Source organism: Coleofasciculus sp. FACHB-1120 (genome assembly GCF_014698845.1).
Lineage (GTDB): Bacteria > Cyanobacteriota > Cyanobacteriia > Cyanobacteriales > FACHB-T130 > FACHB-T130.
The window spans coordinates 132,841-158,395 of the sequence record NZ_JACJTV010000007.1 but is presented as its reverse complement, the minus strand read 5'-3'; the positions used below and the strand labels follow the sequence as shown (position 1 = coordinate 158,395).

At 45.5% G+C, this 25,555-nt stretch carries 20 protein-coding genes; 12 read left to right on the top strand and 8 right to left on the bottom strand.

Annotated elements, in window-relative coordinates; genetic code table 11:
- Window positions 1-71 precede the first annotated feature (71 nt).
- The 7 genes from arsS to arsM all read right to left on the bottom strand — a co-directional run bounded on the left by arsS (window position 72) and on the right by arsM (window position 5,633).
- Complete coding sequence (gene arsS / locus H6H02_RS09750; protein ID WP_190817022.1) at window positions 72-1,073, bottom strand: arsenosugar biosynthesis radical SAM (seleno)protein ArsS; 1,002 nt, start codon at window positions 1,071-1,073, stop codon at window positions 72-74.
- 775 nt (window positions 1,074-1,848) lie between these two features.
- Window positions 1,849-2,472: an arsenical resistance protein ArsH gene (arsH, locus tag H6H02_RS09745; RefSeq protein WP_190817020.1), complete on the bottom strand. Its 624-nt coding sequence runs from the start codon at window positions 2,470-2,472 to the stop codon at window positions 1,849-1,851.
- A 97-nt stretch (window positions 2,473-2,569) separates the two neighbouring features.
- Entirely contained in the window at window positions 2,570-3,043 is a 474-nt protein-coding gene (locus H6H02_RS09740; protein WP_190817017.1) for a dual specificity protein phosphatase family protein, read from the bottom strand.
- 7 nt (window positions 3,044-3,050) lie between these two features.
- Entirely contained in the window at window positions 3,051-3,464 is a 414-nt protein-coding gene (arsC, locus tag H6H02_RS09735) for an arsenate reductase, glutathione/glutaredoxin type (protein ID WP_190817015.1), read from the bottom strand.
- Window positions 3,465-3,477: 13 nt separating this feature from the next.
- Entirely contained in the window at window positions 3,478-4,170 is a 693-nt protein-coding gene (locus H6H02_RS09730; RefSeq protein WP_190817098.1) for an MIP/aquaporin family protein, read from the bottom strand.
- Between the two features lie 111 nt (window positions 4,171-4,281).
- Window positions 4,282-4,605 carry a metalloregulator ArsR/SmtB family transcription factor gene (locus tag H6H02_RS09725; protein ID WP_190817013.1) on the bottom strand — a complete coding sequence of 108 codons (324 nt, stop codon included), beginning with the start codon at window positions 4,603-4,605 and terminating at the stop codon, window positions 4,282-4,284.
- Between the two features lie 59 nt (window positions 4,606-4,664).
- Window positions 4,665-5,633, bottom strand: a complete 969-nt coding sequence (arsM, locus tag H6H02_RS09720; RefSeq protein WP_190817010.1) for an arsenosugar biosynthesis arsenite methyltransferase ArsM — start codon at window positions 5,631-5,633, stop codon at window positions 4,665-4,667.
- Between the two features lie 343 nt (window positions 5,634-5,976).
- On the opposite strand from arsM, the gene H6H02_RS09715 reads away from it, so the two are divergent.
- The 3 genes from H6H02_RS09715 (at window position 5,977) to H6H02_RS09705 (ending at window position 9,009) form a co-directional block, all read left to right on the top strand.
- Window positions 5,977-6,312 carry a (2Fe-2S) ferredoxin domain-containing protein gene (locus H6H02_RS09715; RefSeq protein ID WP_190817096.1) on the top strand — a complete coding sequence of 112 codons (336 nt, stop codon included), beginning with the start codon at window positions 5,977-5,979 and terminating at the stop codon, window positions 6,310-6,312.
- Window positions 6,313-6,506: 194 nt separating this feature from the next.
- The gene (locus tag H6H02_RS09710; RefSeq protein ID WP_190817009.1) at window positions 6,507-7,481 is read left to right on the top strand and encodes a M48 family metallopeptidase; all 975 of its coding nucleotides are present in this window, start codon (window positions 6,507-6,509) and stop codon (window positions 7,479-7,481) included.
- A gap of 238 nt (window positions 7,482-7,719) precedes the next feature.
- Window positions 7,720-9,009: a hypothetical protein gene (locus H6H02_RS09705; RefSeq protein WP_190817007.1), complete on the top strand. Its 1,290-nt coding sequence runs from the start codon at window positions 7,720-7,722 to the stop codon at window positions 9,007-9,009.
- 98 nt (window positions 9,010-9,107) lie between these two features.
- Here H6H02_RS09705 and H6H02_RS09700 read toward each other — a convergent pair whose 3' ends face one another.
- Complete coding sequence (locus tag H6H02_RS09700) at window positions 9,108-10,139, bottom strand: YbhN family protein (protein ID WP_190817005.1); 1,032 nt, start codon at window positions 10,137-10,139, stop codon at window positions 9,108-9,110.
- A 635-nt stretch (window positions 10,140-10,774) separates the two neighbouring features.
- Here H6H02_RS09700 and H6H02_RS09695 point away from each other — a divergent pair.
- The 9 genes from H6H02_RS09695 to H6H02_RS09655 all read left to right on the top strand — a co-directional run bounded on the left by H6H02_RS09695 (window position 10,775) and on the right by H6H02_RS09655 (window position 25,407).
- Window positions 10,775-11,332, top strand: a complete 558-nt coding sequence (locus H6H02_RS09695; RefSeq protein ID WP_190817003.1) for a DUF6658 family protein — start codon at window positions 10,775-10,777, stop codon at window positions 11,330-11,332.
- A gap of 109 nt (window positions 11,333-11,441) precedes the next feature.
- Window positions 11,442-12,038 (top strand): DUF6658 family protein, encoded by a 597-nt coding sequence (locus H6H02_RS09690; RefSeq protein WP_190817001.1) that lies wholly within the window; start codon window positions 11,442-11,444, stop codon window positions 12,036-12,038.
- A gap of 358 nt (window positions 12,039-12,396) precedes the next feature.
- The gene (locus H6H02_RS09685; RefSeq protein ID WP_190816999.1) at window positions 12,397-13,377 is read left to right on the top strand and encodes a HetZ-related protein 2; all 981 of its coding nucleotides are present in this window, start codon (window positions 12,397-12,399) and stop codon (window positions 13,375-13,377) included.
- Window positions 13,378-13,576: 199 nt separating this feature from the next.
- Window positions 13,577-14,956, top strand: coding sequence for a hypothetical protein (locus tag H6H02_RS09680; RefSeq protein WP_190816997.1), 1,380 nt, complete (start codon window positions 13,577-13,579; stop codon window positions 14,954-14,956).
- Window positions 14,953-16,308 carry a DUF1822 family protein gene (locus tag H6H02_RS09675; RefSeq protein WP_190816995.1) on the top strand — a complete coding sequence of 452 codons (1,356 nt, stop codon included), beginning with the start codon at window positions 14,953-14,955 and terminating at the stop codon, window positions 16,306-16,308. The genes H6H02_RS09680 and H6H02_RS09675 overlap by 4 nt, the downstream gene beginning before the upstream one ends.
- A gap of 64 nt (window positions 16,309-16,372) precedes the next feature.
- Complete coding sequence (locus H6H02_RS09670; RefSeq protein WP_242040640.1) at window positions 16,373-18,838, top strand: CHASE2 domain-containing protein; 2,466 nt, start codon at window positions 16,373-16,375, stop codon at window positions 18,836-18,838.
- Window positions 18,831-19,589: a hypothetical protein gene (locus tag H6H02_RS09665; RefSeq protein ID WP_190816993.1), complete on the top strand. Its 759-nt coding sequence runs from the start codon at window positions 18,831-18,833 to the stop codon at window positions 19,587-19,589. The genes H6H02_RS09670 and H6H02_RS09665 overlap by 8 nt, the downstream gene beginning before the upstream one ends.
- A gap of 89 nt (window positions 19,590-19,678) precedes the next feature.
- On the top strand, window positions 19,679-23,188 hold the full coding sequence (locus H6H02_RS09660) for a CHAT domain-containing protein (protein ID WP_199329081.1): 3,510 nt from the start codon (window positions 19,679-19,681) through the stop codon (window positions 23,186-23,188).
- A gap of 29 nt (window positions 23,189-23,217) precedes the next feature.
- Window positions 23,218-25,407, top strand: coding sequence for a caspase family protein (locus H6H02_RS09655; protein WP_190816991.1), 2,190 nt, complete (start codon window positions 23,218-23,220; stop codon window positions 25,405-25,407).
- Window positions 25,408-25,555: the final 148 nt, after the last annotated feature.

Genomic DNA, 25,555 nt, shown 5'->3' with positions numbered 1-25,555 from the left:
GCGAATAAACTTTGCCTTGACTGAGAACGGGGAGAATCTAACTTTTTTTCCTGGTTTCAATTTTCCTAGTTTCAAATCAGGGCACCCCCACAGCTAGAACCACATCCAGCCGTGCAACCATAGCAGTAAGATGCAGTTTGTATCTCTTCAATAATGTCTAAGCTGCCAGCTTCCAAAATCTTGGCAACTGTCAGCTTTTCACCATTACGGTTTTTCGCGGGTAAATTTTCCATCTGGTTAAAGTCGCAATCATAGACATTTCCCAGATAGTCAATTGAAAGTTCATCGCGACACATTAAATGTTCAATGGTGCTGCCATTGAAATTTGACTCTAAAAAGTGTAAATAAGGCTTAATTAATTTTCTGTGTTCTAAATGAAACTTTGTTCGCCCAATTGGTAAATTTGTAATCGTGAACAAACTGTTGAAAACAATGTCAAAATGCTCTTTTAGATAAGCTTTGTAATCTTGTTCCAGATTTACCTGATTAGGGGTCAAAGAAAATTTTTCGGTTGCCGGAACTGGAGGATTGTATACCAGATCGAGGATTAAGTTAGGGTCAAGACCATAACCTTGCTGATTCAAACATTGCAGCGCTTGAATTGAGTCGTTATAGACCCCAGAACCGCGCATTTTATCAACATTGTCTTCCAAATAGCATGGCAAGGAAGCAACAATTCTTGTTTGGTGTTTGGCACAGTATTCTGGAAGATACTCAAACCCCTTTTCAAAATAGATAGTGAGGTTAGAACGCACAATTACTTGTTTACCTGCATCCCTTGCTGCCTCTACCAGGGGTTTAAAACCATAGTTCATTTCCGGGGCACCCCCAGTCAAGTCAACAATCTTGATTTGGGGAAATTTATAGATTAGTTCAATTAGCTGATTACAAACTTCTGGGGTTAGTTCTTCAGTTCGTTTTGGTCCTGCTTCTACATGGCAGTGAGTACAGGCAAGGTTGCAGCGTTTCCCCAAATTAATTTGTAAAACGCTAATTTTACTTTTAGTTAACGGGGCACCAATTTTTTGTTTAAAGGGTGTTACGGTTGAACGAGTTGATTCAAGATTAATCATGGGGTACTCCTAAACAAGGAAACATGGTTATCAAAGATTGCGTTGGTCATAACAATGACATCTGCCAAATCTTCCTGCCTAAACGGTTGTTTGCCTCATCTTGTCAAACATGAATAAGGCATAAATGGCACGCGAAAAATTAGGTGCCGTAACTGTGGCAGACATTTTAGGCAGAATCTTCTAATAAATTAGTAGATAGACAACTCAAAATTAGATTTAACAAGTCCAGTTACCGCCAATCTCCTAAAAGGAAGTGACAAAAACACTGTTTTATGGTAATAAATTCTCAATTACAACTTTAAGCGTCGCTGCTGTCGCAGTAGATGCTAGCATAAGTGCCGAGCCTAGTGCGATCGCCTTTGCAGTGATTTTTTTGTTCTGATTTTTTTCTGAAATACAGCGATACTCGGATAACTCATCGTCCTATCCTAATCAGTGCCTGTAGCTCAGTACATTGACCCTCGGCAAGATGCGTCGGCTGTTGCCGAACTTGCCCAAAAGATAGAGGGATATAACCTGATACCCTTGTATGACTACAATTAAACAGGTCAGGTATTGAGCTTAGATATTATTAAAACTTGGCAAGCTGATTATCAGCTGAGAACAATCTTAGAAGTGGTCTATAGCGGTTCTCACGCTTAGTGCAATATACACACTCATAACCCCACCCCCAACCCCTCGACATCTACGGAGGGGGAATATTGAACCCCGCCCCGTTCGCGGGGCGGGGCTGGGGTCTTTCAAGGGTAGGTTTTTAAAAAGCGAGATGTCGTTATCACCTCGGCTGAGTTGCTGCTTTTTCCTTGCGTTCGCTGTAGCGATCCGTCAAGTAGTCTACTCGATCTCGGAGTAGTAGCGTAAACTTATAAAGTTCTTCCATTACGTCGATAACGCGATCGCGATAAGCGGAATCCTTCATCGTTCCGTCTTCGTTAAACTCGTTGTACGCTTTGGCAACAGAAGACTGATTGGGGATGGTAAACATCCGCATCCAGCGTCCTAAGATTCTCATGGTATTAACGGCGTTAAACGACTGAGAACCACCGCTGACCTGCATGACAGCCAAAGTTCTGCCTTGAGTCGGTCTCACTGCCCCTAAAGTTAGGGGAATCCAGTCGATTTGGTTTTTCAGAATGCCCGTAATATTCCCGTGCATCTCTGGACTAGACCAAACTTGTCCCTCAGACCACAAACTTAAATTTCGCAATTCTTGAACTTTCGGATGGTCAGCTTCTACGCTACCGTGAATCGGCAATTCACGCGGGTCAAAGAATCTGGTTTCTGCACCAAAACCTTCGATGATTCTGGCGGCTTCTTCTGCTAATAAACGGCTGTAAGAACGCTCTCGTAAAGAGCCATACAAAAACAAAATTCTGGGTGGATGATCGAAACTTGTCATGACTAAGGATAACTTTTGCTGAAGAACCTGCTTTTTCCAAGCCTGGGCGCTGATTTGTAAACGATCCCAAGCGCTACAGAGGGGTGGTATGTAAGGCTTATCCTCTTGCCAATTCTCGCAAAAAGGCGCTTTGAGCTTCTCGCAGTTCGACTTCGGAGTTTGCACTCTCAATTGTCTGCATTGCGTCGTTATAAGACGAGCCAGTGCAAATCAGGTAAGACGCCAGCATCGTTCCCGTCCGTCGTCTCCCACTGGTGCAATGGACTGCAACAGCGTTGCCTTGGCGATTTTGGCTGTCAACAAAGTTTTGTAATTCCTCAACCTGTTCCCGACTGGGTTGGGTACCGCCTTTGGTTGGCAACCAGAGGTGAGGGATGTTTGCCTGGTGATAAAAATCTAGGTTGGAGGGGTCATCCATAACAGAGACAATCGCGCCAACACCGGCAGCCTGTAGTTCAGTCAGTTCCTCTGGCATTGGCTTACGAACACCTGCTAGTTTGCCTGGAATCACCCACCACAGGTTCTCTGCAATCGGTTGGATTGGTTGCTCTATCGGTGTTTGGTTTGTCATCAGAACCTTATCCAACAGGTGTCGCTTCTTCCTTTAGTGATTCAATGAGTTTAGTCACCCGCTCTTTTATCTGATCGCGCACTCTGGGGAAAATTTCAGGCTGTTCAGCCGGATCGTCAAGCTGCCAATCCTCAAAGACTTCCCGAAGTACCCAATCTGTCGGAAGATTAACTCCACAACCGCACAGGGAAATTACCACATCAAAGTCTTCAGCCTTAAAGTCGCTAAGGGGTTTCGAGTGTTGATTGGTAATGTCAATGCCGATTTCTTTCATAGTAGCGATCGCTTCCGGTCTAACCTGAGAGGCTTCTAATCCAGAGCTAATTACTTCAATTTTTCCCTTACCCAGCGTTTTTGCAAAGCCTTCCGCCATTTGGGAACGGGCAGAATTTTTCTTGCAAACAAACATTACTCGTTGCATCAGGTTTTCTCCCTTACTTGATATCTTGAAATCCGTTGGAAAGTTGGCTGTAAATCAACACGGCTAATTGCGCTCCTAAAATCGGTGCAACCCAATAAACCCAGTGGTGCTGCCAAATTCCGCCCACTAAAGCGGGACCGAGCGATCGCACTGGATTCATACTGGCTCCCGTAATTGGCCCCATAAATGCCGCCTCTAGCCCCACCGTCAAGCCAATCGCTAACCCCGCAAAGCCAATCGGGGCGCGGCGATCGAGACCGGAACCAAAAATCACAAACATTAAAATAAAGGTGAGAACCGTTTCTAGCACCAGGGATTGCAGCCAATTCCCTTCTAGTGGCACAGTTGCACCCAGATTGCCAACACGCCCTAAAGCCATCAAGAGTAAAGCTGAAGCAGCAATTGCCCCCAAGGACTGCGCCAAGATGTAGGGCAATACTTGGTGTTTCGGAAAAAAACCGCTTGTCCAGAAAGCCAGTGTTACCGCCGGGTTAAAGTGAGCGCCGCTAATGTGTCCCAAGGCGTAAATTAAAGCGGCAACAACTGCGCCAAACACAAAGCTGATACCGAGATGAGTCACCGCGCCATCGCTAATTTGGTTTACCATCACGGCACCCGTACCGGCAAACACCAGGATGAATGTACCCACTCCCTCAGCGATCGCTTGTTGCTTGCACGATTGGAAAACTGAGTCCCAACGCGCCATCCGGGACACTGATTTCACGACCATCCCCAGCACCCAATAATTTTTTACACCTGGCATTTCAAAAAAACTTGATGGATTAAGTTTATTTCAAAAAAAATTGATGTGTCAAGCCTAGTCTTTGCAGGAACGCGCGGATAAGACGGGACTGAAGCAACTGTACTCTGCCAAATACTGCTCCAAAACAACAAATTGGGGCAGATTGAGGCTGTAGTAAATCCAGCGTCCTTCTTGCCGGGAGCAAACTAAGGCAGCTTCTTTGAGGGTTTTTAGGTGAAAGGAAAGTTTAGACTGAGTGACCCCCAACTGTTCGCAGAGTTCGCAAACGCATTGCTCTTGTTCGCGCAGCAGCTCCAATACTTGAATCCGTAGGGGGTCAGACAGGGCATGAAAGCCAGAAGAAACGGAAGGAGGTGCGATCGCGGGTAGTTTAGCCATCAAGGTTTATTTTAAAATCTCTTCAGCTATCCTATCCAAGCACCCAGCCAATCCGTCATTTAACAGCAACCGCCGCCCGTATAGTACCAAGTTGAATCAGTAATCAGGATTTCTTTTGGCATCAATGCACCAAGCTTCCCCGCTGTCTTATCGCATACTGCTGCTGGTAAACCCCGTGGGAGGATATGCCCATTCGAGTCATCAAAAAACTCTTCGGTGCCGGTGTAAATCGCCGTTTTTCCCGTAAAAATACAGGCACCATCTTCGGGAATTTGCACTTTAAAAGAAACAGAATCCAAACTTTCTAATAGCAATGGTTCCTGCAACCCGTAGCTAGCACAATCCAGCAGTCGGTAAGGACGCCGCGCTCGAATTTCTATCTGCCCAAATCCAGCATCAATAAGATGCTGAGTATATTGCTCGTAAGTTAAAGCACCCGATAGACACATCGCTCGTAACCGTTCATCCTGCCGAAGATGAGGTGGAATGGGACGAGTGGCAATGGGGTCGCTCATCAGTAGGCGACCCCCTGCTTTTAACACCCGGAAGGCTTCTTGAAGCGCCCGATGCAGGTCGGTGGGTTCAAAGATATTAAACAGACAATTCTGCGCCACCACATCTACAGAGGCATCTGGCACCGGCAGGGAGAAGGCATCGCCTTCCCGAATTTCCACAAAACTGGGGTCAAACCAGGAATTTTCTTGGGCAGCGATCGCTAAGTTACGAGTCGCTGCCTCGCGCATCGCTGCCACCGGATCGACGGCAATCACCCCACCGGGACGGCGAGAAAAATAAGCAAATTGCAGCGCTTCCAAACCACCGCCAACACCGACATATAGCACCGTCGGGTCATTACCAAGTTCAGCGGCATGGACAGTGGTACCGCAACCGTAGTTCATCTCCTGCATCTGAGGCGAAATTTTCAGTCCTGGCAGTTGCAGGGGACTGTTTTGGACACAACACAGTCCGACTTGTGGCGTCTGCGCCACTTCACTATAAAACTCAGCAGCGGTTTCGAGATAACTCACTCAAAGATTCTCCTAGATTAGCATTGCGACTTTCTAGCAAATTCAGGGCTTCTGCTCAGGACTTCTGCTCTAAAAGCTTGAAACCTAGATCGCCCCCTAACCGTCCTGAACAAGAGGGGAACCGGAAAAGTCCCCCTGAAAAAGGGGGACTTAGGGGGATCTGTGCGTCAATCCTAAATTGCTAAAAATACTCTAATTCCAATCTATAAGGCTATCAACTTCCAAATAGATGAGTATTGCCTGAGAAAGGATTCTCTCCGGCGCTACTCGCTTTCCCCCTAGTCTGCTGAGGCGAAGTTAACATAGAGCCATAGGAATTTATACTGTTGTGCTGGACTCAAAAGTGGAAACTGGTTCGCAAGAAAAGTGTTTAGAGCAGTGTTTAGAGCAAGATCGGCTTTGCGTCATTGTTTGCCAGTACCGTTCCTGTCTAGCTAATGGAAGCGCAGAGGTACTTGCCGCTTTTGAGAGTGCTGAAATTCCCGGAGTCATGGTAACGGGTAGCGGTTGCCAGGGACAGTGCAGCTGCGGCCCTACGGTGCGAATTGTCCCCGAAGAAACTTGGTACTGCCGAGTTCAACCCAGCGATGTCCAGACGATCGTTGAACAACATTTACAAGGAGGGCAACCGATAGAAGCAAAGCTCAATCCCAGAATTCACATGAGAATCAGTTTTTGAAGTGATTTTCGCTCCGATAACTGTCTCCGTGTCAAGTTTTCTCAGACGTGGGTTGATTACTTGCTTAAATCAAGCAGTTTTCGTGACAGTTTGACGATACTGCGATCGCGCATCTATGTGATGTAGATCAAAAACCGCTCGTTGTATTTCTAGGCTTTAATAGTTCAGTAGAACGCTGTATAAGACTCATCAATATGCCTACTTATACCGGAATATCCAGTGAAGCTTTTAGACATCCCCTTGACCGACAAGCGGAGCAAGCCTTACGCAGCGTGCCTGGATTTGATATGGTTGCCCGTAGATTTGTAGAATTTGCCTCTGAGCGTCCCCAGTTTGTCTACCACATGGGCAATAGCATTCAGGTCGGGCCGCGTCAGTATGCTAGCATCTACGGAATCTTCCGGGAATGCTTACGCGATCTGGATGTTTACCCAGAACCAACGCTTTTCGTTTCTCAAGCGCCTTGGGTGAATGCCAGCGCCCTCGGACAAGAACGCCCTTATGTGATCCTGAACTCTGGACTTTTAGACTTGCTTGACGAAGCGGAACTTCGGGCAGTCATTGCACATGAATTGGGACATATTAAATGCGGTCACACGACCTTACGTCAGATGGCAATTTGGGCTTTGCAAGCCGTCAATTTTATCGGGAATGCGACCTTTGGTTTCAGCACTTTGATCAGTACCGGGTTGATTTTGGCGTTTATTGAATGGAGCCGTAAAGCGGAATTATCAGCAGATCGAGCCGCTTTTCTAGTGACCGACGAACTGAATCCAGTGATGCACTTAATGATGAAATTTGCTGGCGGCAGTGCCCGTTATGGCAATGAAGTGAGTTTAGATGAATTTATTCGCCAATCGCAAAAATATCAGGAATTGGACCAAGACGGGTTGAATCAAGTCTACAAGTTCTTACTTTACAATAACTTTACTCAAGGTTGGTTTACGACCCATCCCTTTACGGTCGATCGCCTTCACCACTTGCAAGAGTGGGCAAACTCAGAGGAATATCGTCAGATTCGTCGGGGCAATTACCAACGTTCCTCTGCACAGGGCGCGGTGAATGTCCCATCAGAAACAGCCGTTAATGAGGTGGATGCGCTACAGCGTCAAATTGAGGAATTGCGAGAACAAATTAACCGTCTCCGGTCTGAATCGGAAGATCCCTAGCGGTTGAGAGCAAATTCCCCCAGCGTATGTATTTTCAAGGATTGCTATAGGCAGTCAACTCAAGTAATATACACTGCAATTAGCATTTGACGCTGGGTACTATCTACTTTTATCTACTTTCTCTTCTCACACTCTAAGGAAGGACTCAATAGTCCTATTTAATGGAATGGTCAGGGACATTCTATCAGATGAATATCAAACCGAGCTTTTCGTCATCTCAACCCAGCCAGATCAAAATATGATCTATCGTTTTTTGGTGGACATTGTTCAGCAATGGCCTCCAGAAGCCGTTCTGCAAGAATTTAAGCAGTTATTTATTTACTACACTCCTAACGCTGTTAACACCAATGCGGTAAAAGCGCTTTCAGATATTATCTTTGCGAATAACGAAGAAGAATTCACAAACACTCTGAAGCGCTCTTGCTATATTCTCATCAATAACTGGGAGACGACTCGAAGCTATAACTCAATTAAAGAGTTAATTCTATTATTTGGCGATCTTAATATCAGTAGGTCAACCTTGTCTCCTAGTTTGAGTAAGCTAAGACTTTGGTTGTCAAACTTTATTAAAAGCCAAGATTATCAAGACTTAAAGATATTTGTCGCTCGATACGAAGAACATGAAACAACCCATTGGAGCCATCGTTATACTTCTTATCTGTTAGTTCCTCAATATGCGAATCTCAAAAACCCCGTAGAACAGCGGGAAGCTGCCAGAGCATTGTCGCAAGAACTGAAAGATCGCTTCAAGTTTGACCTGGCGATGTATACTGCGCGATCGCAATCGGCAATGCCTAGAGAAATTTTGCCTAAAAACCCGACTGCCTTGGGAGACGAGGTGCTGCGTCTGATCAAGACGATTGTCGCGAAACGGGGGCCGTTTAGTTATACAAATTTGGCAAATATCTTTGTCCAACAAACTCAGGAACTTCCCTACAAAAAATTTAAGCAGAGTCTACAAAATTATTTGATTTTTTCAGTGGAGAATCGAAAATTTGTAGAGGTATTGAAAACAAAATTAGCGGAAAAGCTAGATGTTGTATATGAAAATCATCATGAAGAAATTCTAGATGAGGCTCTGTTGTTAAGAACCTGTAACCGGGTGATCGAATATTTAACAACAGAAAATCATCGGGAACCTTCGCCTCTATTTATTTTATTGATGTCGCAAGGGCATCCTTTGACTTTAGTTATCGTCCTGCTGAAAATTCTATTAATTTGTAAAAATGTTCGCACCCATTTAGAGACTTGCATTGCTGAGTTAATCAAATACTATATGCACTATCCGGAAGAGGATTGCAAGTGGGTAGTGAATTTCTTTGAAATCTTTCATATAACTTTTGCTATCTATGCTGAAAACGTTCAATACAATTTGATCAAGATGAACGGAAATGGAACAAAGAAGCTGCCTCACGGGACGGCACAGATGTATCGGGTGTTTTCTCAACTGAAGTTTGATAACAATATAAAAGCTGCAACCTCTGCGATCGCAGAGGTGATGTCAGATTCAGGACTTGCAGAAGATTAGTTTTCTGGCTACCCGTCGAAAGCGGGATAGGAGAACCCCACCCCTAATTCCTCCCCGTGAACGAAGAGGAGAACCTTGAGCTGTAGTTGATAGCCGTTTTATTTATCCTTCAGCTCGCTCAAAGTTGCCAATCCAGCAGCAGCGGCTTCCGCTAAAATACTCACCAAGCGGAATAGGGCGACGACGCTGAGAAGAATGGCGGCAGAAAAATGTTGATCGAATAGCGCGATCGCTGTCGTTTCAAATACCCCGATTCCCCCAGGTGCGCCGGGAACAATCAAACCCAACAGCCATGCGAAACTAAACCCACTCAGCAGCATCGGTATCTGATTCGGATTCACTGGCGTCAGCGCTAGCATGGCAAACAAAAACCCCGCGCCACGCAGTAACAAAAAGCCAATTTCTCCCAACAAAGGGAATAGGGGATAGCGCTCAAGTCGAAAAGAAGCTTCTGTCGCTTCTGTGGGGGGTTGAGAAGCTGAAGCAGAGAAATTGGCATTTTCTTCTCCCCCGCCCGCCTGTGTCCCTGTATCCCTGTGTCCCTGTATCCCTGCGCCTCTTGCCTTCTTTCCCTTCAACTTACTTGCCAACTTCATCAGCGGGTTCAAAATTCGGGGATGAACGCTCAACAAAACCACACCTAAACCGAGAATTTGCAAGGTTCTCGTCTGGGTATTCTGCGGGACGCCTGCCCAACCTAACTGGCTACCTGCTAAGGCAACTAATAAAGCGGCTGCTGCCATCAGGAGGGGTTCAAGTAACACGCTGAGAGTCGCGGCACCGAAAGAACCCCCGTGGGATGTCACCGCCACGATGCGCCCGTAGTAGTGCCAGACATTCCCTGGTAAATACTTGGCAAGGTTGGTTTTGAGGTAAACTTGGAGCGCCCATCGAGGCTGAACGGGTTGCCGGAAGGATTGCAAAATCCAACTCCAGACAAATCCAGACCAAGTATGAGCCAGTAAAGTAATCAAAAAGGCGATCGCTAGATTTGTCCATCCCGCATCAGTCATTCGGATGGCTGCGACTTCCCGCCAGTTGTCTTTGAGAGCTTTTGCCAAAAAAAATAGCGTCCCGCCGAGAATAACCCAGCGCAAGTACGGCTTCAGGAATGACCAAATTTTTTTCATGACCTTTCACACTGGGAAGCAAGTTGAGGCAAATACCTCATCCTAGAGTATGAGAATACCGTAGCCAGAACGGTAGCGAGTCTGTAACTTTTGCTAGAGGGAGCGATCGCTCTTCTCTTTCTACACTTTGCAGACATTAGCGAACAATTTCCCCAGCACCTGGCGGTTGAAACCGTAAAGCGACAGCAAGCACACAAACGAAACCTGCCAACAGCAGGTTACAAAATAAAACTCTTGATTTGCAGTTAGTATCGCTCTAAATTCCCTTCTGAGGGCTTCGTCAAAGATGTGAGTCGGCAAAAATTGTACGTCTGGGATACGGATAACGATCTGATACCTGGTGGTGAGGCAAGTTTGATGTGGGCGATCGCGCTTGAACCAGATCGATGCCCATACTCATCAGATCGTGAAAGAACGAGAAAAATTAGCCAAGTTTTAGGCTGAGCGACATTTTTAACCAGCATAGTCACGAACAAACCAATATAACCGTAGTTTGGCTTATTTTTTAGGAATCTCTCTACGGTTAGAGAGAGGTGGCTTTTAGTTGCAGTCAGAATGTGACCTGCGCTAGAGGCTCAAATACCGTAGCCTTTTGTATTGTTTATGACAGTTCGTAAAAATCTTGGGAGTAGTGTGTGAAACACTTAACTGCTTTCTTTAAAAAACTACGGTTAGGTCAAATTTTGACCGTTTTTTTGGCAGGTGTGTTGCTAATTTTTACCACCGCTTGTAACAATGGCGATTCTTTAGGGGCACGTCCCCAAAATCCCCCCGTACAAATGGGAGGGAACAACAATCCCCACAGCAATGGTGGAGATGGCTACACAAATTACAAAATGTCTACCGATCCGACAGTCAGCAAAACAGCGAATCCACGCGATCGCGCTGACTTGCAGATCCTCTCTAATCAGTTAATTGCTACCAGCGATTCTGAAATCCTCTACCCAGGTGCTGAGACACCACAGGGGCGGTTGGAAAAAGAGAGAGAACTTCCCATCAAAACCGCCGATGACTTCACCCAGGCTAAGCCAGGTGGACTCAATCAGCGCAATTCCGATATTGGAGAGCGAGCCGGAAATCGACTGGAGAAGGTCGGTGAAGAGTTTAAAGAGGCTTCTAGCTTCCTTAAAGATAAATCAGATGAAGCCGCTCAGAGACCCGAACTGCAAAGCAACCCTGCATTGCACAAGTAAGCAAATAATTGAGGTTTGAGATTTTCGATTGATTGCCAATTGAAAATCTCAGATTGCAATGCGCTAACAAAAACAACCATTGACTCGTACAGAAAAAGGAGTTTTTTCGATGAACAGCGTCATTAATTGGTTTAAAAAAATCAACTTGGGCAGAATCATCACCGTGTTTTTGTCCGCCACGATCATCTTTGTTACCACCGCTTGTAATGGTGGGGCGCAAGCGAAGACCGCGGACCAAGTAAGGGAGGACGTTCCTACAGGTGCCTTAACCAATGAGTACAAAGGCGGGATGAACGACTATAGCGATACCGATCCCAGAAGAGACACTTCAGGCGTAGCAGCTAAGGCAAAAGGTTTAATTGACAATGCTGAGCGCCACGTAATTGACGAGACCGATGACGTAGGTACGAACACCAAGCGGATTTTGGATAAGAAGGGCGAAAACGCTAAACAGTTCGGTGACAATGTGAAGCAAAATGCCGACGCAGTTGGCGACAAAGCCCAAAGATCGGCTAGCGATTTTGCTAGGGGAACAAAGCAGGGAATTGAAAATATCAAGGGCAATACTCAGGATTCAACCAAAGACCTGGGTAAAGGAACGCAACGGGCAGCTGACAATATCCAGCAAAATACTAAAGATGCAGGCAGAAATGTAGTTGAGAGCGCCAAGCGGGCAGCTGACAGGGCTGCTGATGCGATTGATTAGCAGCTTCTGGAATTAAATAAACTCCAGACTGAATCAATGATTCTAGGGGCAGGATTATCCTGCCCCTATTTATTTTTGTATCCCTATAGTCGTTCTTGGTTGAGTGGAATATATATAGGAACCTCACCCCCAGCCCCTCTCCGTGAACGGAGACGGGAGAATATTGAACCTTTTTGGGTGAAGGGAAGGTCAAGGGGCAGGGGTGGGGTTAAACCGTACTGCATCGAATAAAGAATTGTGATAGTACCCTGTCAGGGTTTCTCCGGGAGACTCCTTCCGGAGAAACCGGATCAAAAATACATAACCTCAGCCTGACTGAAGATATAGCCGAGTAGAACACACACTCTCGGCGATTGAAATGAAAAAATTTCTAACCGTTGTGCTGTCTCCAACTGAGGTGGCGAAGCAGCTGGCATCTGACTGTCCTGGCTATAGCGCAGCAACCCATGAAAGTATTGCGCTCTGGCTGGTAGGAGAGGACGTAGAGCGTTTTGAAACGTTTAACGCAACGCAGAGAACAATTGCCTTGCAAGCGATGGATTATCGCTATCGCATTTTACGGCAACGCTACTTAGGCGTGGCACCAGAGCGTGCTTATTGTAACTTGACGACTCGGTTGGGGAGTTTAGTCTTGCTGAAGAATAAAATTCGGACTTGGGTAGCGCTATCGCGCGATCGCTCGGCAACAGTTGTCGATGTGTTGCAAGAAGTCCTTCAGGAATTATTGCATCGCGATCGCTACATTCAACAGCAAATTGCCTGGATTGGCAAATGTACTTCCGACCCTCGCTTAAGCAACGCCCTACTGATGAGCAGCATCGAAGAATACTGTCTCAGACCAATTCGCAACCAGCCACTTTTAGTTTATAGATTTTTTAACTATCTACGTCGTTCCCGGCGGGGAGGAATGACTCATATCCCAAAGGGTGAACTGGTGCGACTGGTTTCTGAGGAAGTGCCTTCCCATGAGACAAACAATCCGGTAAGTTTCCTCGATATCCACGCAGTTGCCGAGTATCAAGAAAATCAAGCAATTGAGGAACAAATGTTTCTGCGGACAACTGTAAAGCAGGAGTTTTACAACTATTTAGCCGAAAATGTCAGTCGAGAAGCAGCGGTTTGGCTGGAGCTTTACCTAGCTGGCAATTCTCAAGAAGCGATCGCTCGCACCTTGAATTTGCAGAGTAGGGAAGTCTATCGTCTGCGGGAAAAAGTCAGCTACCATGCAATTTGCGTTTTTGCCAGAAAAAAGAAGCCGGAGCTAGTCGCAAGCTGGCTAAAACCCACCGCAGCCGGTAGAACATCTGAGCAACTTGTGCCGATAGGAATGGAAAAGTAGCCGAATGAAGTTTGGGGAAAAGCGGGAATTTCTTGAAGATGTCACTTGCTTTGTTTAAAGTTATCCTTATCGTTTTTAGCCGTTCAATCAGCTCCCCCGAACTTGCCTCAATTGACTTCGAGCGGCATCCTGGTTTAAGCGAGGCAAGGATGAGGAACTTCAGAGTCGCTTTGCATTTGCACAATTGAGTGAAATAACGATGGGTACGGCATCGAGATACTGGCTGTTGATGAGAATTGATAGTTTCGGCAAGTGCCGAACTGAAGAAGTTGAGTCGGCAAAAGCCTTTTTCTTGACTCAATTTCCCGACCTCTCTGACCGAGAGGATATGCCAGACCGGGAAATTCAACGCCAACTCATGCAGTGGTTCCAGAACGATGACACTCGCCGCCAGATGGCTGAGGTGTGTCTGCGCTGCTTTATCTCTCATCAAATTCAAGAATTTTGCTTAGAACTAGAGCAGAAGTTTGGCAAAAACCATGACTTCACCAGTCTCGATCTGTTGCCGTTGGTACTCGATAGCACTTTGCGTTCTCCACGTCAGGAAATGGATGAAAACCGGACAAACTCTCCCTCTGTAACCGCTCGAATTTTGCAAACCTTTGACCCGGATAAGAGTAAATTATCGACTTGGACGGTCAGGATGGTAAAGAGCGATCGCTTCCTCAAACGATTCTTACTCGAACACGGAATTGAGCAAGTAACTGACTGGATGATTTTGAGTTACATGAACCCCGGACGATTACAGCGAGTTTTATTAGAGTTTGACCGGACACCAGCAGAAATCAACCAAGCACTTCAGCTACTTGATAGCTACCATCAGATTTATCGCACCCAACTTTTGCAGCACCGCAAGGCTGGAGAGAAAAGCCGATATCCAGACCCAACCGCCTCGCAATTGCGTCAAATGGGTGAACAATTGTCAGCCACTCGGACAATATTTCCCGAACAAATCTTAAGAGAATTGCAAGAACTCGCGCAGTTTCTCAGAGCCGAACGCCTCCGGACTCGCAAAGGCTTACCGTTAGATAATTCAGGAAATCCTGCGGAAAGAAATAGAGCATCTAGTGAGGAGGATTCTAATGAGCAATCAGAGTTCTTAGCAGGTTATCACCAGCAATTTAATACCTGTTTATCTCAGTCCGTTAAGCAGGTCATTCAAGCTCGCTTTATCTATTTGCAATCAAAGAAAAATCAGAAAGCGCAAAACTTCCTCAAGGCACTTCATTTATTTCACTGTCAGGGAGTCCCCATGAAAGAAATAGCTCCCCAACTCGGCTTAAAAGACCAACCTCAAGTAAGCCGCCTGCTGGAACTCAAAAACTTACGCAGCGATATCGGACGCCGAACCTTATTGTGCTTGAGAGCTTGCGTTTTAAAGTTAGCTCAATGTTATGTTAATCCCGTGCAGCTCCAAGATTTGGAGTCTAAAGTCCAATTCATTTTAGATAAAGAGATTTCTACAGAGATTGAGAAGGCGAAAAAAGAATCTCACATCGGACACAATCGAGTTATGAACAGTCAACTAGCTGCAACTATTTGTAACCATCTTAATAGCCAGAAAGAAGAACGAGCATGAATTACTTAACAGATTTGACAGATGATTGGGTCGAACTTGAAGAATTGCCAGAAACAATTCCCTTAGAATCAGAGCAGCTTGACCAAGCTGTAGAATTGAGTAACCAAGTAGGGAATGAAGACCGTAAATGGCAAACTTATCTTCAAGCTTTAATTTTATTGAGTTTTGAGGAATGGCTCCGGAAACGAGAACCGGAAATTTTTCTAGATAGAGAACACTCTTCAGTTTTTCAACCCCAGTATACTAATGCAATCGACGCCGTTTTTAATTTGAGAGTTAGCAAATTCAAGGTTTGTTTAATTCCTACTATTACCTTAACCGATAAAGAAGTCACTATTCCCAGAGCAGTAGTAGATTTACCAGAATTTACCGCTCATTTTTATATAGTTATTGGCATTGAGGAAGACTTAGAAATTGCAGCGATTAGAGGTTTTTTGCGTTACGACCAACTGATTAATTATCAACCGCAATTACAACCAGAAGCGGATTGGACTTATCAGATCCCGATTGCTTGGTTTAATCGCGAACCTAATGAACTGTTGCTTTATTTGCAATGTTTAGCTCTATCAGCAATTCCTTTACCTGAAATCCCAACGAATCGTCAGGATACCCTAGCTCGAATGCAGTCAACCCTATTAACATTATTACCCCAACTGCGTAACCGTCCTTTGTGGCAAGTCTTGACGTGGGAGCAGGGAGCAGCAGTTCTAACGACGCCGGATTTACTCAATTGGCTCTACCAGCCGCTAACTGAAAATACAGCAACCGTTACCAATCATCTATCAGAGCTGCTCCAAATCTTGACTCAGCAAGCGATAAATGTCAGGAACTGGTTACGCAACCAAGTGGATGAAGTAATGCAAGAATTGTCCTGGGAAGCCTTGCCAGCACCGTCTCCTTTGCGCGGAACTGAGCCAATCAGAGAGTTACCAGCATCATTTTCCCTCCGCAGGAGCGAACAAAACCCATCTCAAGAATTAGATGAAATTTTGATAGAAATTAGTCGCAATAATCAGTTGGAGATTCCAGCCAATTCGGGTCGTGCTTACCGAGACTTAACCCTAGGAACTCGGTTGCGGCTGTATGCTGTTACCTGGTCTTTCCCGGATGATGATGGCTGGACGTTATTGCTGATATTAAAGGCGATTTATGGAAATGAATCTCAGGAGGAGATGACGTTGCGTGTAAGCGATCGCGTGGAAGTTTTGGCGGAAGATACACTGCAATTAGATGGGAACGAAGACTATATTTTTACTCAAGTAGCGGGGACTTATCAGGATAAATTTCTCGCAACCATTACCTCAGAAACTGGGAAGTTCCAAACTTTGCCGCCGTTTGAATTTATTTTATAACTACTCGAAACTCATCAGAGGTGGGACGACTCCGACCTCCGCAAAATTCAAAATCCAAAATTAAATGATGGATAGAATAGTTTTTAAGCTTAGGGTTAAGCAAGTCGGCACTGTTTGCGACTTTGAGTTGTCTTGGGGGAAAGGACAAATACTCTCTGTAGAGCTGAATTATCCCCTCTCGCTGACCAGGAGTTATGAACAGTGGCAAAGCGCCTATCTTAACTACTATAGGCGGCTGCGAGGGCACAAAGTCATCAGCGGTAAAGGCACTCTCCCAGTTGACCGACATCAGGAACTGGTGAAAGCAGAAGTTCAGCTAGGGGATGAATTTCAGCACTGGTTGCTCACTCCTGAATTAGTCAGTATTCGCCGCGAAATTGTCAAAGCGGCTCATAAACCGGAACATCATATGGTTGAGGTGTTCCTGACTTGCACTCCTCTAGAACTGGCGCGATTACCGTGGGAAATTTGGGAAATTGGGACGGATTTGGGTGCTACTCAACAAATACGTATTGCTCGCACTCCCGCCAATATTCTGAATGAACCCGTTCGTCCGATTCGCCGTAAAGCTAGGGTTTTAGCAATTTTAGGGGATGACACAGGCTTGAATTTGGAAGCTGATCGAGAAGCACTGCGATCGCTCGATCGTGTTGCAGATATTCAGTTGATTGGTTGGAAACGGAACCAGGGGAAAACTGAACTAAATATCCCGAAGAGTGTAGAGGCTCGATTTTTTGATGCTGATGCACTCAAAATGGAGATCCAGAAAGCGATCGCATCTGAACCTGGTTGGGATATCTTATTTTTTGCCGGACATAGTAATGAAACTGTCCTGACGGGTGGAGAATTAGGCATTGCACCTCATACTTCAATCTCGATTCGGGAAATTGAAGAGTCACTGAAACAGGCGAAAAAACGGGGACTTCAGTTTGCAATTTTCAACTCGTGTAGTGGCATGAATATTGCCGAATCCTTGATTAACTTGGGATTGAGCCAGGTAGCAGTAATGCGGGAACCGATTCACAATCAGGTAGCACAAGAATTTTTGGTGCAGTTTCTCGCTAGTCTGACTCAATACAAGGATGTTCATTCAGCTTTGCTGGAGGCAAGTTTCTTTCTTAAACAACAGGAAAAGTATCTTTCCTACCCTTCTGCTTACCTGGTTTCCTCCCTATTTCGTCATCCCGAAGCCGAGTTATTTTGCATTAAACCTTTTGGGTTCTCTGACACACTAAAACGCTGGTTGCCAACAAAAAAAGAAGCTTGGTGGCTAGCCACTATCCTGTTTTTAAGTTTATTATCACCCGTACAAAGTTTATTATTAGAACCGCGCATCTTACTTCAGGCTGTCTATCGCCAAGTCACCTTCCAAGTGCCAGCCAAAGGAAGTTCACCCGTGCGACTTATCCAAATTGATGAAGAATCTCTAAAGGCTGATGCAGATAAAATTAAACAAATTTATCCGATGGATTATCGTTATTTAGCGGCACTCTTAAATCGGGTTTCTGAATTAGAAGCTAAAACTGTTGGCATTGATTATATCTTAGATGATAAAAAGCAACCGAATAACACGCTAAAGCTTAAGCAGTCTATACGGAATGCTGTTGATAAAAATACTTGGTTAGTATTTGGTTCGGGAGAGGGAGAATCCACTCCTAGGTCAGGGGTAAGCAAGGATATTGCCAACCTCAATTGGAGTTTGGAAGGGGATATCATGTTCTTCCCTTGGTATGTTGAACTTTTGCCAGCAGAACCCGAAAGTCCACAGATGTATCCTTTTGCTTACCTCTTGGCGATAGCGTATGCGTTAAATCAAGAATTACCTCCTAATTTACCGCGACCAAATTTGCAGGCTCGAACAAATTTTAATTCCTCAGTTACTAACTATTTAAATCAAATAAGCCAACCTCCCCATAAAATGGCTTTTTTACGAGAAATTCGCCTTCATCCACTTACCCGCTTTTCTCAAAATTTTATTCAAGCATGGTTGCATCCAATTATTGACTTTTCTATTCCCCCCAAATCTGCCTACGAACGCATTTCTGCCTGTAAGTTGCTAGGAGATTGCCTAGGAAAAGGAAAAGTACCAGACACCTTTAAGAATGAAGTGGTGTTGATTACTCCAGGTGGATATAAAGGAGCCGGGTTAGAAGGGAAAAATGAAGATAATTATGCGATTCCTTTAGCTGTCGGTTTCTGGCGCGGTTGGGAGGAGGAAAATTTTCCTGGCGGTGAAGCTCATGCTTATATGCTTCATCATTTATTAACGCGGCGGTTGGTGATACCTATCCCCGATTTATGGATGATTTTACTTTCAGGATTGCTGGGAAAAGGCGTAACGCTGATGTTACAGGATAATCTTCGTCAGCGGCAACGGTGGGTGATGAAGTTAGCAGCATTTACAAGCGTTTATATCCTTGCTTCCTTGCAAATTTATATATCAGTGGCGATGTTATTACCTTGGTTTTTACCAACCGTTTTGTTTTGGAATTATATTCGTTTAGCATTTAGGAGACAGTCTCATGGCTAATTTTAAACGAGTCCAGTCAATTTTGTTGATATCTACCTTAATTACAACTTCTTTCTCACTACCAATCCAAGCGGCAATTAGACAACAACCGTATCCTGTACTAACAGAAAGCAATGATACATATCTAGCTTTATCGTGGGGTGATATCTGGAGAAAGTTACGTCGCAAAAGGAAAGGAGGGGGTGGGCGAGGAGGAGCGATTTGCGCGATCGCTCCTGGGAAACTGGTAGACGCAGATTCGCTTCATGCAAAGCCAGGGGAAATTCTAGAGATTTGGAGCGATCGCCCTCTGTTTCTCTGGAATATCCAAGGAGGAACGGTAAAGCGAATTGACCTATCTCGTCAGGGGAATAAAGGGGTATTGTGGTATCGACCCATCGCCCCAGAACAGACGAGAGCGGTCTATGATGAGGAACCGTTGCAACCGGGTCAGCTCTACGAATGGTATTTGTATGCTTCAGCGCCGTACCCGATTCAAATCGGATTCGTGTTTCAAGTGATGGAATCGGAAAGACGCGATCGCATTACCGCAGAATTGACTGCACTGGAGGAGCGATTCAAGGGAGCGTCAGAGGAGACAATTGCGCTGGAGAAAGCGAACTACTTTGCCGAACGCGAACTCTGGTCAGATGCACTACAACAACTCTACTCGGTGCCAAAACCTTCGGCGGAATTAGTGGATGCGATCGCGCTTCTTCAAGCTCATAATTTCTGTGCAGAAGATGAGCCAAACGTTTCTGCATCTCGATAGGCTACTGGTGGGGTTTTTGCATAAGTTCCCCTTGCCAAAGATATATGTAAGCGGGTAATCTCAAATGCTGCGGTTGGACTCTTAGAGCTATGCGATTGAAAAGATTTTTCTGGATTGCACCTACCACTGTACTACTCGTTGCCTCGCAGTCTTTTCAGCTCAATTTTCCGATGCCATTGGCAGTGTCTCCTGTAGTAGCTCAAACTTCAGATGCTCGTAAAGCGGAAGCTGACCGACTGTTGCAACAAGGGCTTCAGCAGTTGCAGACTAAGCAATGGCAGGCGGGGGAAAAGTTGCTGCTACAGGCGCTCGCAATTTATCGGAAAATTGGCAATCGCCCCGGAGAAGGCAAAGCTTTAGTTTATTTAGGATTGAGTTACTTTGCTCTAGAGAAACCCGACAAAGTAATCGAGTATATGGAGCCAGGTTTAGCGATCGCACAGGAAATCAACGACCCTCGGCTAGAGAAATTAGCGATGGAAATATTACCAATAGCTCGCTTAATGAACCCCCGTACAGCCAAAGCTGACGTGCTGATGCAGCAAGCAAATCAACAGGGTCAGACTGGTCAATTTCAAGCTGCCATCCAGTCTGGACAACAAGCACTGAATATTTATCGAGAAATTGGTGACCGTAGAGGAGAAGTGCGTGCGTTGGGAATTTTAGGAGAAGCTTATCGTTTACTGGGAGATTTGCCTCGCGCCATTGAGCTGTTTCAGCAATGTTTAGCAATTGCGCGGGAAATTAAAGACCCTCAGCTAGAGAAGTTAGCTTTGCAGAGTTTATCGCGAATTCCAAATAAAAATAATCCTCAGAAAACGGAAGCAGATAAACTGACGCAACAAGGGACTCAGCAACGGCAAGCCGGTCAGTTTGAAGCTGCATTAAAGTCTTACCAACAGGCGCTAATCATTTACCGGCAAATCAAAGACCGGCAAGGCGAGGGTTTGGTGCTGGCTAATCTAGGGAATGCTTACAATAACCGAAGTGACTTCACCAAAGCGATTGAGTACTCCCAGCAGGCGTTGAAAATTACACGGGAAATCAATGACCGTGAAAGTGAGGGAAGGATACTTTCAAATCTCGGTGCTGCTTACCTAAATCTAAAAGACTACCAAAAAGCGATTGAATACTTCCAGCAAGGATTATCAGTAGCACGTGAATTAAAAGACCCTCAACTGGAGCAACAAGTTCAGACATGGTTACAACTGGCGCAAGGGCAAAGTAATCCTCAGACAGCTCAAGCAGAGAAACTGATAAAACAGGGTAATGAGCAGTTACAAACTGGTCAATTTGAAGCTGGATTACAGTCTTTTCAGGCGGCGCAGAATATCTATCAGCAAATCAAAGATCGAGGAGGCGAAGGGAGGGCGCTAGCTAAGTTGGGTCTTGTTTACGCTAACTTGGGAGACTCTGCCAAAGCGATTGGGTTTGCCGAGCAGTCACTGGCAATTGCACGAGAAATCAAAAACCAACTAGGCGTGGGTGACGCGCTGAATAATCTGGGTACTGTTTACCTAACTCTGGGGGACTACGCTAAAGCGATTTGGTACACACAGCAGAGCTTGGAATCTACGCGGGAAATCAAGAACCGAGGAGGCGAGGGAGCGGCGCTGGGTAATCTGGGTCTTATCTATATGCGCTTGGGGGATTACGCCAAAGCCATTGAGTACCACCAACAAGACTTGCAGATTGCACGGGAAATGAAAAATCGGCAAGGGGAAGGTCAGGCGTTGGCAAATCTGGGTGCAGCCTACCTAAATCTGGGGGACTACAGCACAGCCGTTGAATCCCTACACCAGTCTTTAGCAATTGCACGAGAAATTAAAGCTTCTCAAAACGAGGGTCAGGTGCTGGGAAATCTGGGTGGAATCTACTTAAATGTGGGGGATTCTAAACAAGCGATCGCTCACTTTGAGCAAGTATTAGCGATCGCGCGGGAAATTAAAGACCCTCAAATCGAGGGAATGGCGCTAGTAAATCTGGGGGTTGCTCACGCAGAACTGGGGAGCTACAAAAAAGCGATTGAGTACGAACAACAGTCGTTACTCATCTCACGGGAAATCAAAAACCGTTACGGCGAGAGTATGGCTTTGAAAAATTTGGGTCGTGCTCTGTTTAAAGAAGGAAATCTCGCTCAGGCAGAAACCACCCTAATGGAGGCAATTAAGGTTCAGGAATCTCTACGAGGTGGGTTGAACGATCCCCAAAAAGTCTCTATTTTTGAGACGCAACTCGATACCTACGAAACATTACAGCAAATCCTCATTGCCCAGGATAAAACGAATGAAGCACTGGAAATCTCTGAACGGGGACGCGCTCGCGCATTTGTTGAATTAGTGGCGTCTCGCCTATCACCCGACCAAACCACATCTGTCACACCTGATCCACCAAACATTCAGGAAATTAAACAAATTGCAAAAGAGCAAAATGCCACAATTGTTCAGTATTCAATTTCCAATTCTAGAGAAGCTGTACAATTTATTCCCTTTTCTAATTCCTCAGAAGTCAGAAACTCGGAACCGAAAATTGAGCTGACTAACAAATCTGAATTCTACGTTTGGGTTATCGAGCCAAACGGCAAAGTTACATTTCGTTCTTATGGACTTAAATTTAAAGGCACGGAAGCAATGGCAGGAGGTTCTGCCCTACGAAAACTTGTTACTGAAACCCTTGCATCTTTAGGAGTCGGTGAAGATCGCCAGGGGATTTTTGAAGTAACTTTCCCTTCACCTGATCCACAGCTGCAAACTAAATCCTTACAACAACTCTATTTTTTCCTGATTCAGCCGATAGCAGATTTGTTGCCAGCTGACCCCAACTCCCGCGTTATCTTCGTTCCCGATCAAGAGCTGTTCCGCGTTCCCTTCGCCGCTCTTATTGCCCCAGACGGCAAGTATCTAATTGAGAAACATACGATTCTCACATCTCCCTCTATTCAACTGCTGGAGTTAACCCACAAGCAACGGCAAAATGGTTCCCGTTCAGGACAAGGTGCGCTAATCGTGGGCAATCCCAGCCCCATGCCGAAAGGATTTACACCCCTCAAAGGTGCCCAAAAAGAAGCCCTAGATGTCGCTCAACTGCTGAAAACCCAACCGCTCATCGGCTCCCAAGCCACCGAGCCTGCCATTATGCAGAAGTTACTGAGCGCACGTATCATTCATCTGGCAACCCACGGCACCTTTAACGAACAGCAGCCTTTACTCGGTGGTGTAGCACTCGCACAAACGGGTAAAGACACCCAAAATGACGGACTGCTCACCGCTGAAGAAATCTTCAACCTTAAGAGCAAACTAAGTGCTGAATTATTGGTCTTAAGTGCCTGCAACACTGGACGCGGACGCATCACGGGTGATGGTGTCATCGGCTTATCTCGCTCATTTATTGCAGCTGGCATCCCTAGTGTCCTCGTCTCCCTGTGGGCTGTCCCCGATGCTCCCACGGCTGAATTAATGACCGAGTTTTATACTAATTTCTACCAAAAGAAACTTGATAAAGCCCAAGCCTTACGCCGAGCGATGCTCAAGATGATGGAAACCCACCGCGACAATCCTAGAGCTTGGGCTGCTTTTACTCTTATCGGTGAAGCTGAGTAAACATTCTGCTATTGGAGGAGAAATTAGTAATGTCCCGCATTTCTCGCCGTCATTTCTTACAGTTCGCTGGCTCAACTATAACCACCTTGGGATTAAGCCAGTTGGATATTATCAGTAAGGGAAATCGCTACGCTCAAATTCTGGCGCAAAATACCCCGCGCAAGCTCGCTCTTTTAGTGGGAATTAATGATTATCCAGCCAACGACCGCTTCTTTAGAAACCTGGAAGGATGCGTCACCGATGTCACTTTGCAAGAAGAACTGTTGATTCATCGTTTTGGTTTTAATCCTAGTGATATTGTCAAGCTGACGAGCAATCAATCTTCCTCTCAACAGCCGACTCGCAACAATATTTTAACAGCGTTTGAAGAACACCTAATTAAACAAGCTAAACCTGGAGATGTGGTGGTTTTCCATTTTTCCGGTCACGGTTCTCGATTGCGCGACCCTAATCCTATCCAAGGTTGTTCTAATCAGGCATCGAATGATGAATTTAATAGCACTTTAGTCGTTGCCGATGAAGGACAAAACAGTTTGGCACCGGACATCATGGGACGCACTTTGTTTCTTTTGATGTCAGCTTTAAATACAGAAAACGTCACAGTCGTACTAGATAGTTGTTACTCTGGTGGTGGTACTCGTGGTAACTTTCGAGTGCGTTCCGTACCTGGTGATAAACTCAATCCCAGCCCTGAAGAAATCGCCTATCAAAAAGGCTGGATGGAACGGCTGCAACTGTCCGAAGCCGAACTCGCCCGTCGGCGCTGTGCAGGTGTCGCTAAAGGGGTTGTTTTTGCCTCAGCTCAACGAGAGCAAGAAGCTTTGGATGCCGAGTTTGGGGGCTTTTCTGCCGGTGCGTTTACCTATTTAATGACCCAGTATCTCTGGCAACAAACCGATAATGTGGGGAGCGCGATCGCTCAAATCACTATTGGCATAAATTCGCTTTCTAGTCAAGTTCCTTTAGCAGATGGCGACCTGAAAAAACCAGTTTATTTCATCAACAAACAAGTTCCTCCGATTGATGCTGTAATTACCAAAGTAGAAGGCGAAAAAGCAATTTTGTGGTTGGGAGGAGTAGATTCTGAAAGTCTAGAAGCTTTCCAACCCGGTGCTACGTTCGCAATTGTCGATGATAAAGGGCAAACATCGGGAAAATTGCAATTAATCTCTCCTCGTAGCGGTTTAAAGGGAGAAGCGAAGCTGGTTGAGAAAGGAGCCAATGCGTCTCTAAAACCAGGGATGCTACTGCAAGAATCAAGTCGGGTTGTGCCAGCGGATTTGAAGTTAAGCATTGGTCTTGACCCGTCTTTAGGAGGAGAGACGAACGCGGCTAAACAGGAACTCTCTGCGATTAATCGCATTGAAGCCGTACTTGCACAATCGGGAAATGTCCCCTATCCGGGAGGGGTGCAATATATTTTCAGCCGGATGACAGCAGATTATCAACAAAAACTGCAAAAGCAAGTGGAAAATCTTCCAGTCGTTGGCAGTATTGGTTTATTTACCCAAGGACTGGAACTGGTGCCGAAATCCTTTGACGAACCAGGGGAAACGGTAACAGCAGCGGTTGAGCGTCTGGAAGCTAAACTCAAATCTCTGCTAGCAGCTCGGATTATTAAAAAGACTTTAAATGCCGATTCCTCAGAGCTTTCTGTAGAAGTTTCGATGAACTTGGTAGAACAACCCAATCAAACCCTTGCTAGAACTTCCAGTCGAGGTAGGAATACTCGTCAGGAGTTGGAACAAACTTATGCTAATAAGTTACCAGTGAATCAACTATTTCAGTTTCGAGTTACCAATCACGAGTCTAGCGATCTCTATCTGACGACTTTACTGATTGACTCGACTGGGGGATTAGTGGTGGTATTTCCCTATCAGTGGCCCGCGTCAAATGAGACGATGAAATTACGACCCAATCAAACGCAACTGATTGGCGACCCGCAAGAACTGAAATTGAGAGCGATCGCAACCGGAACAGGAGAAGCGCTGGTAATTGTTAGCCGTAAGCCTCTAGACAGAGCTGTCAAGACATTAGCATCTCTAGCCGCTGAACTGAATCAAGATAGAGGGGCGTTGGAGTTAAAAGAGCCAGTTGAGGTGATGGGTGATTTACTTGATGATTTGAGTGGCGAGCGTGGTGGTATTGCTGTAGAAGCCATACCCATGAACACTTCAGAGATGGCTACTTTGTCAATCGCCTTTGAGGTGAGCGATTAGCGATTCACGGATTTAGGGGGAAAGAAAAAAGCATCTGAAACGGCTGTTGAGCAATTTCACCCTCAACTGAGCCAAGGAAATTGTCAAAGTATTTACGAACAACGCACTCTTCGGAATCTTCGGGAAGAAGTTGAGTGAATTTTTACAT

Excerpts from the sequence above, each read along its gene's own strand:
- arsS (WP_190817022.1), bottom strand. The coding sequence starts at position 1,073 with ATGATTAATCTTGAATCAACTCGTTCAACCGTAACACCCTTTAAACAA.
- arsH (WP_190817020.1), bottom strand. The coding sequence starts at position 2,472 with ATGACAAGTTTCGATCATCCACCCAGAATTTTGTTTTTGTATGGCTCT.
- H6H02_RS09740 (WP_190817017.1), bottom strand. The coding sequence starts at position 3,043 with ATGACAAACCAAACACCGATAGAGCAACCAATCCAACCGATTGCAGAG.
- arsC (WP_190817015.1), bottom strand. The coding sequence starts at position 3,464 with ATGCAACGAGTAATGTTTGTTTGCAAGAAAAATTCTGCCCGTTCCCAA.
- H6H02_RS09730 (WP_190817098.1), bottom strand. The coding sequence starts at position 4,170 with ATGGCGCGTTGGGACTCAGTTTTCCAATCGTGCAAGCAACAAGCGATC.
- H6H02_RS09725 (WP_190817013.1), bottom strand. The coding sequence starts at position 4,605 with ATGGCTAAACTACCCGCGATCGCACCTCCTTCCGTTTCTTCTGGCTTT.
- H6H02_RS09710 (WP_190817009.1), top strand. The coding sequence starts at position 6,507 with ATGCCTACTTATACCGGAATATCCAGTGAAGCTTTTAGACATCCCCTT.
- H6H02_RS09705 (WP_190817007.1), top strand. The coding sequence starts at position 7,720 with ATGATCTATCGTTTTTTGGTGGACATTGTTCAGCAATGGCCTCCAGAA.
- H6H02_RS09700 (WP_190817005.1), bottom strand. The coding sequence starts at position 10,139 with ATGAAAAAAATTTGGTCATTCCTGAAGCCGTACTTGCGCTGGGTTATT.
- H6H02_RS09690 (WP_190817001.1), top strand. The coding sequence starts at position 11,442 with ATGAACAGCGTCATTAATTGGTTTAAAAAAATCAACTTGGGCAGAATC.
- H6H02_RS09685 (WP_190816999.1), top strand. The coding sequence starts at position 12,397 with ATGAAAAAATTTCTAACCGTTGTGCTGTCTCCAACTGAGGTGGCGAAG.
- H6H02_RS09680 (WP_190816997.1), top strand. The coding sequence starts at position 13,577 with ATGGGTACGGCATCGAGATACTGGCTGTTGATGAGAATTGATAGTTTC.
- H6H02_RS09675 (WP_190816995.1), top strand. The coding sequence starts at position 14,953 with ATGAATTACTTAACAGATTTGACAGATGATTGGGTCGAACTTGAAGAA.
- H6H02_RS09670 (WP_242040640.1), top strand. The coding sequence starts at position 16,373 with ATGATGGATAGAATAGTTTTTAAGCTTAGGGTTAAGCAAGTCGGCACT.
- H6H02_RS09665 (WP_190816993.1), top strand. The coding sequence starts at position 18,831 with ATGGCTAATTTTAAACGAGTCCAGTCAATTTTGTTGATATCTACCTTA.
- H6H02_RS09660 (WP_199329081.1), top strand. The coding sequence starts at position 19,679 with ATGCGATTGAAAAGATTTTTCTGGATTGCACCTACCACTGTACTACTC.
- H6H02_RS09655 (WP_190816991.1), top strand. The coding sequence starts at position 23,218 with ATGTCCCGCATTTCTCGCCGTCATTTCTTACAGTTCGCTGGCTCAACT.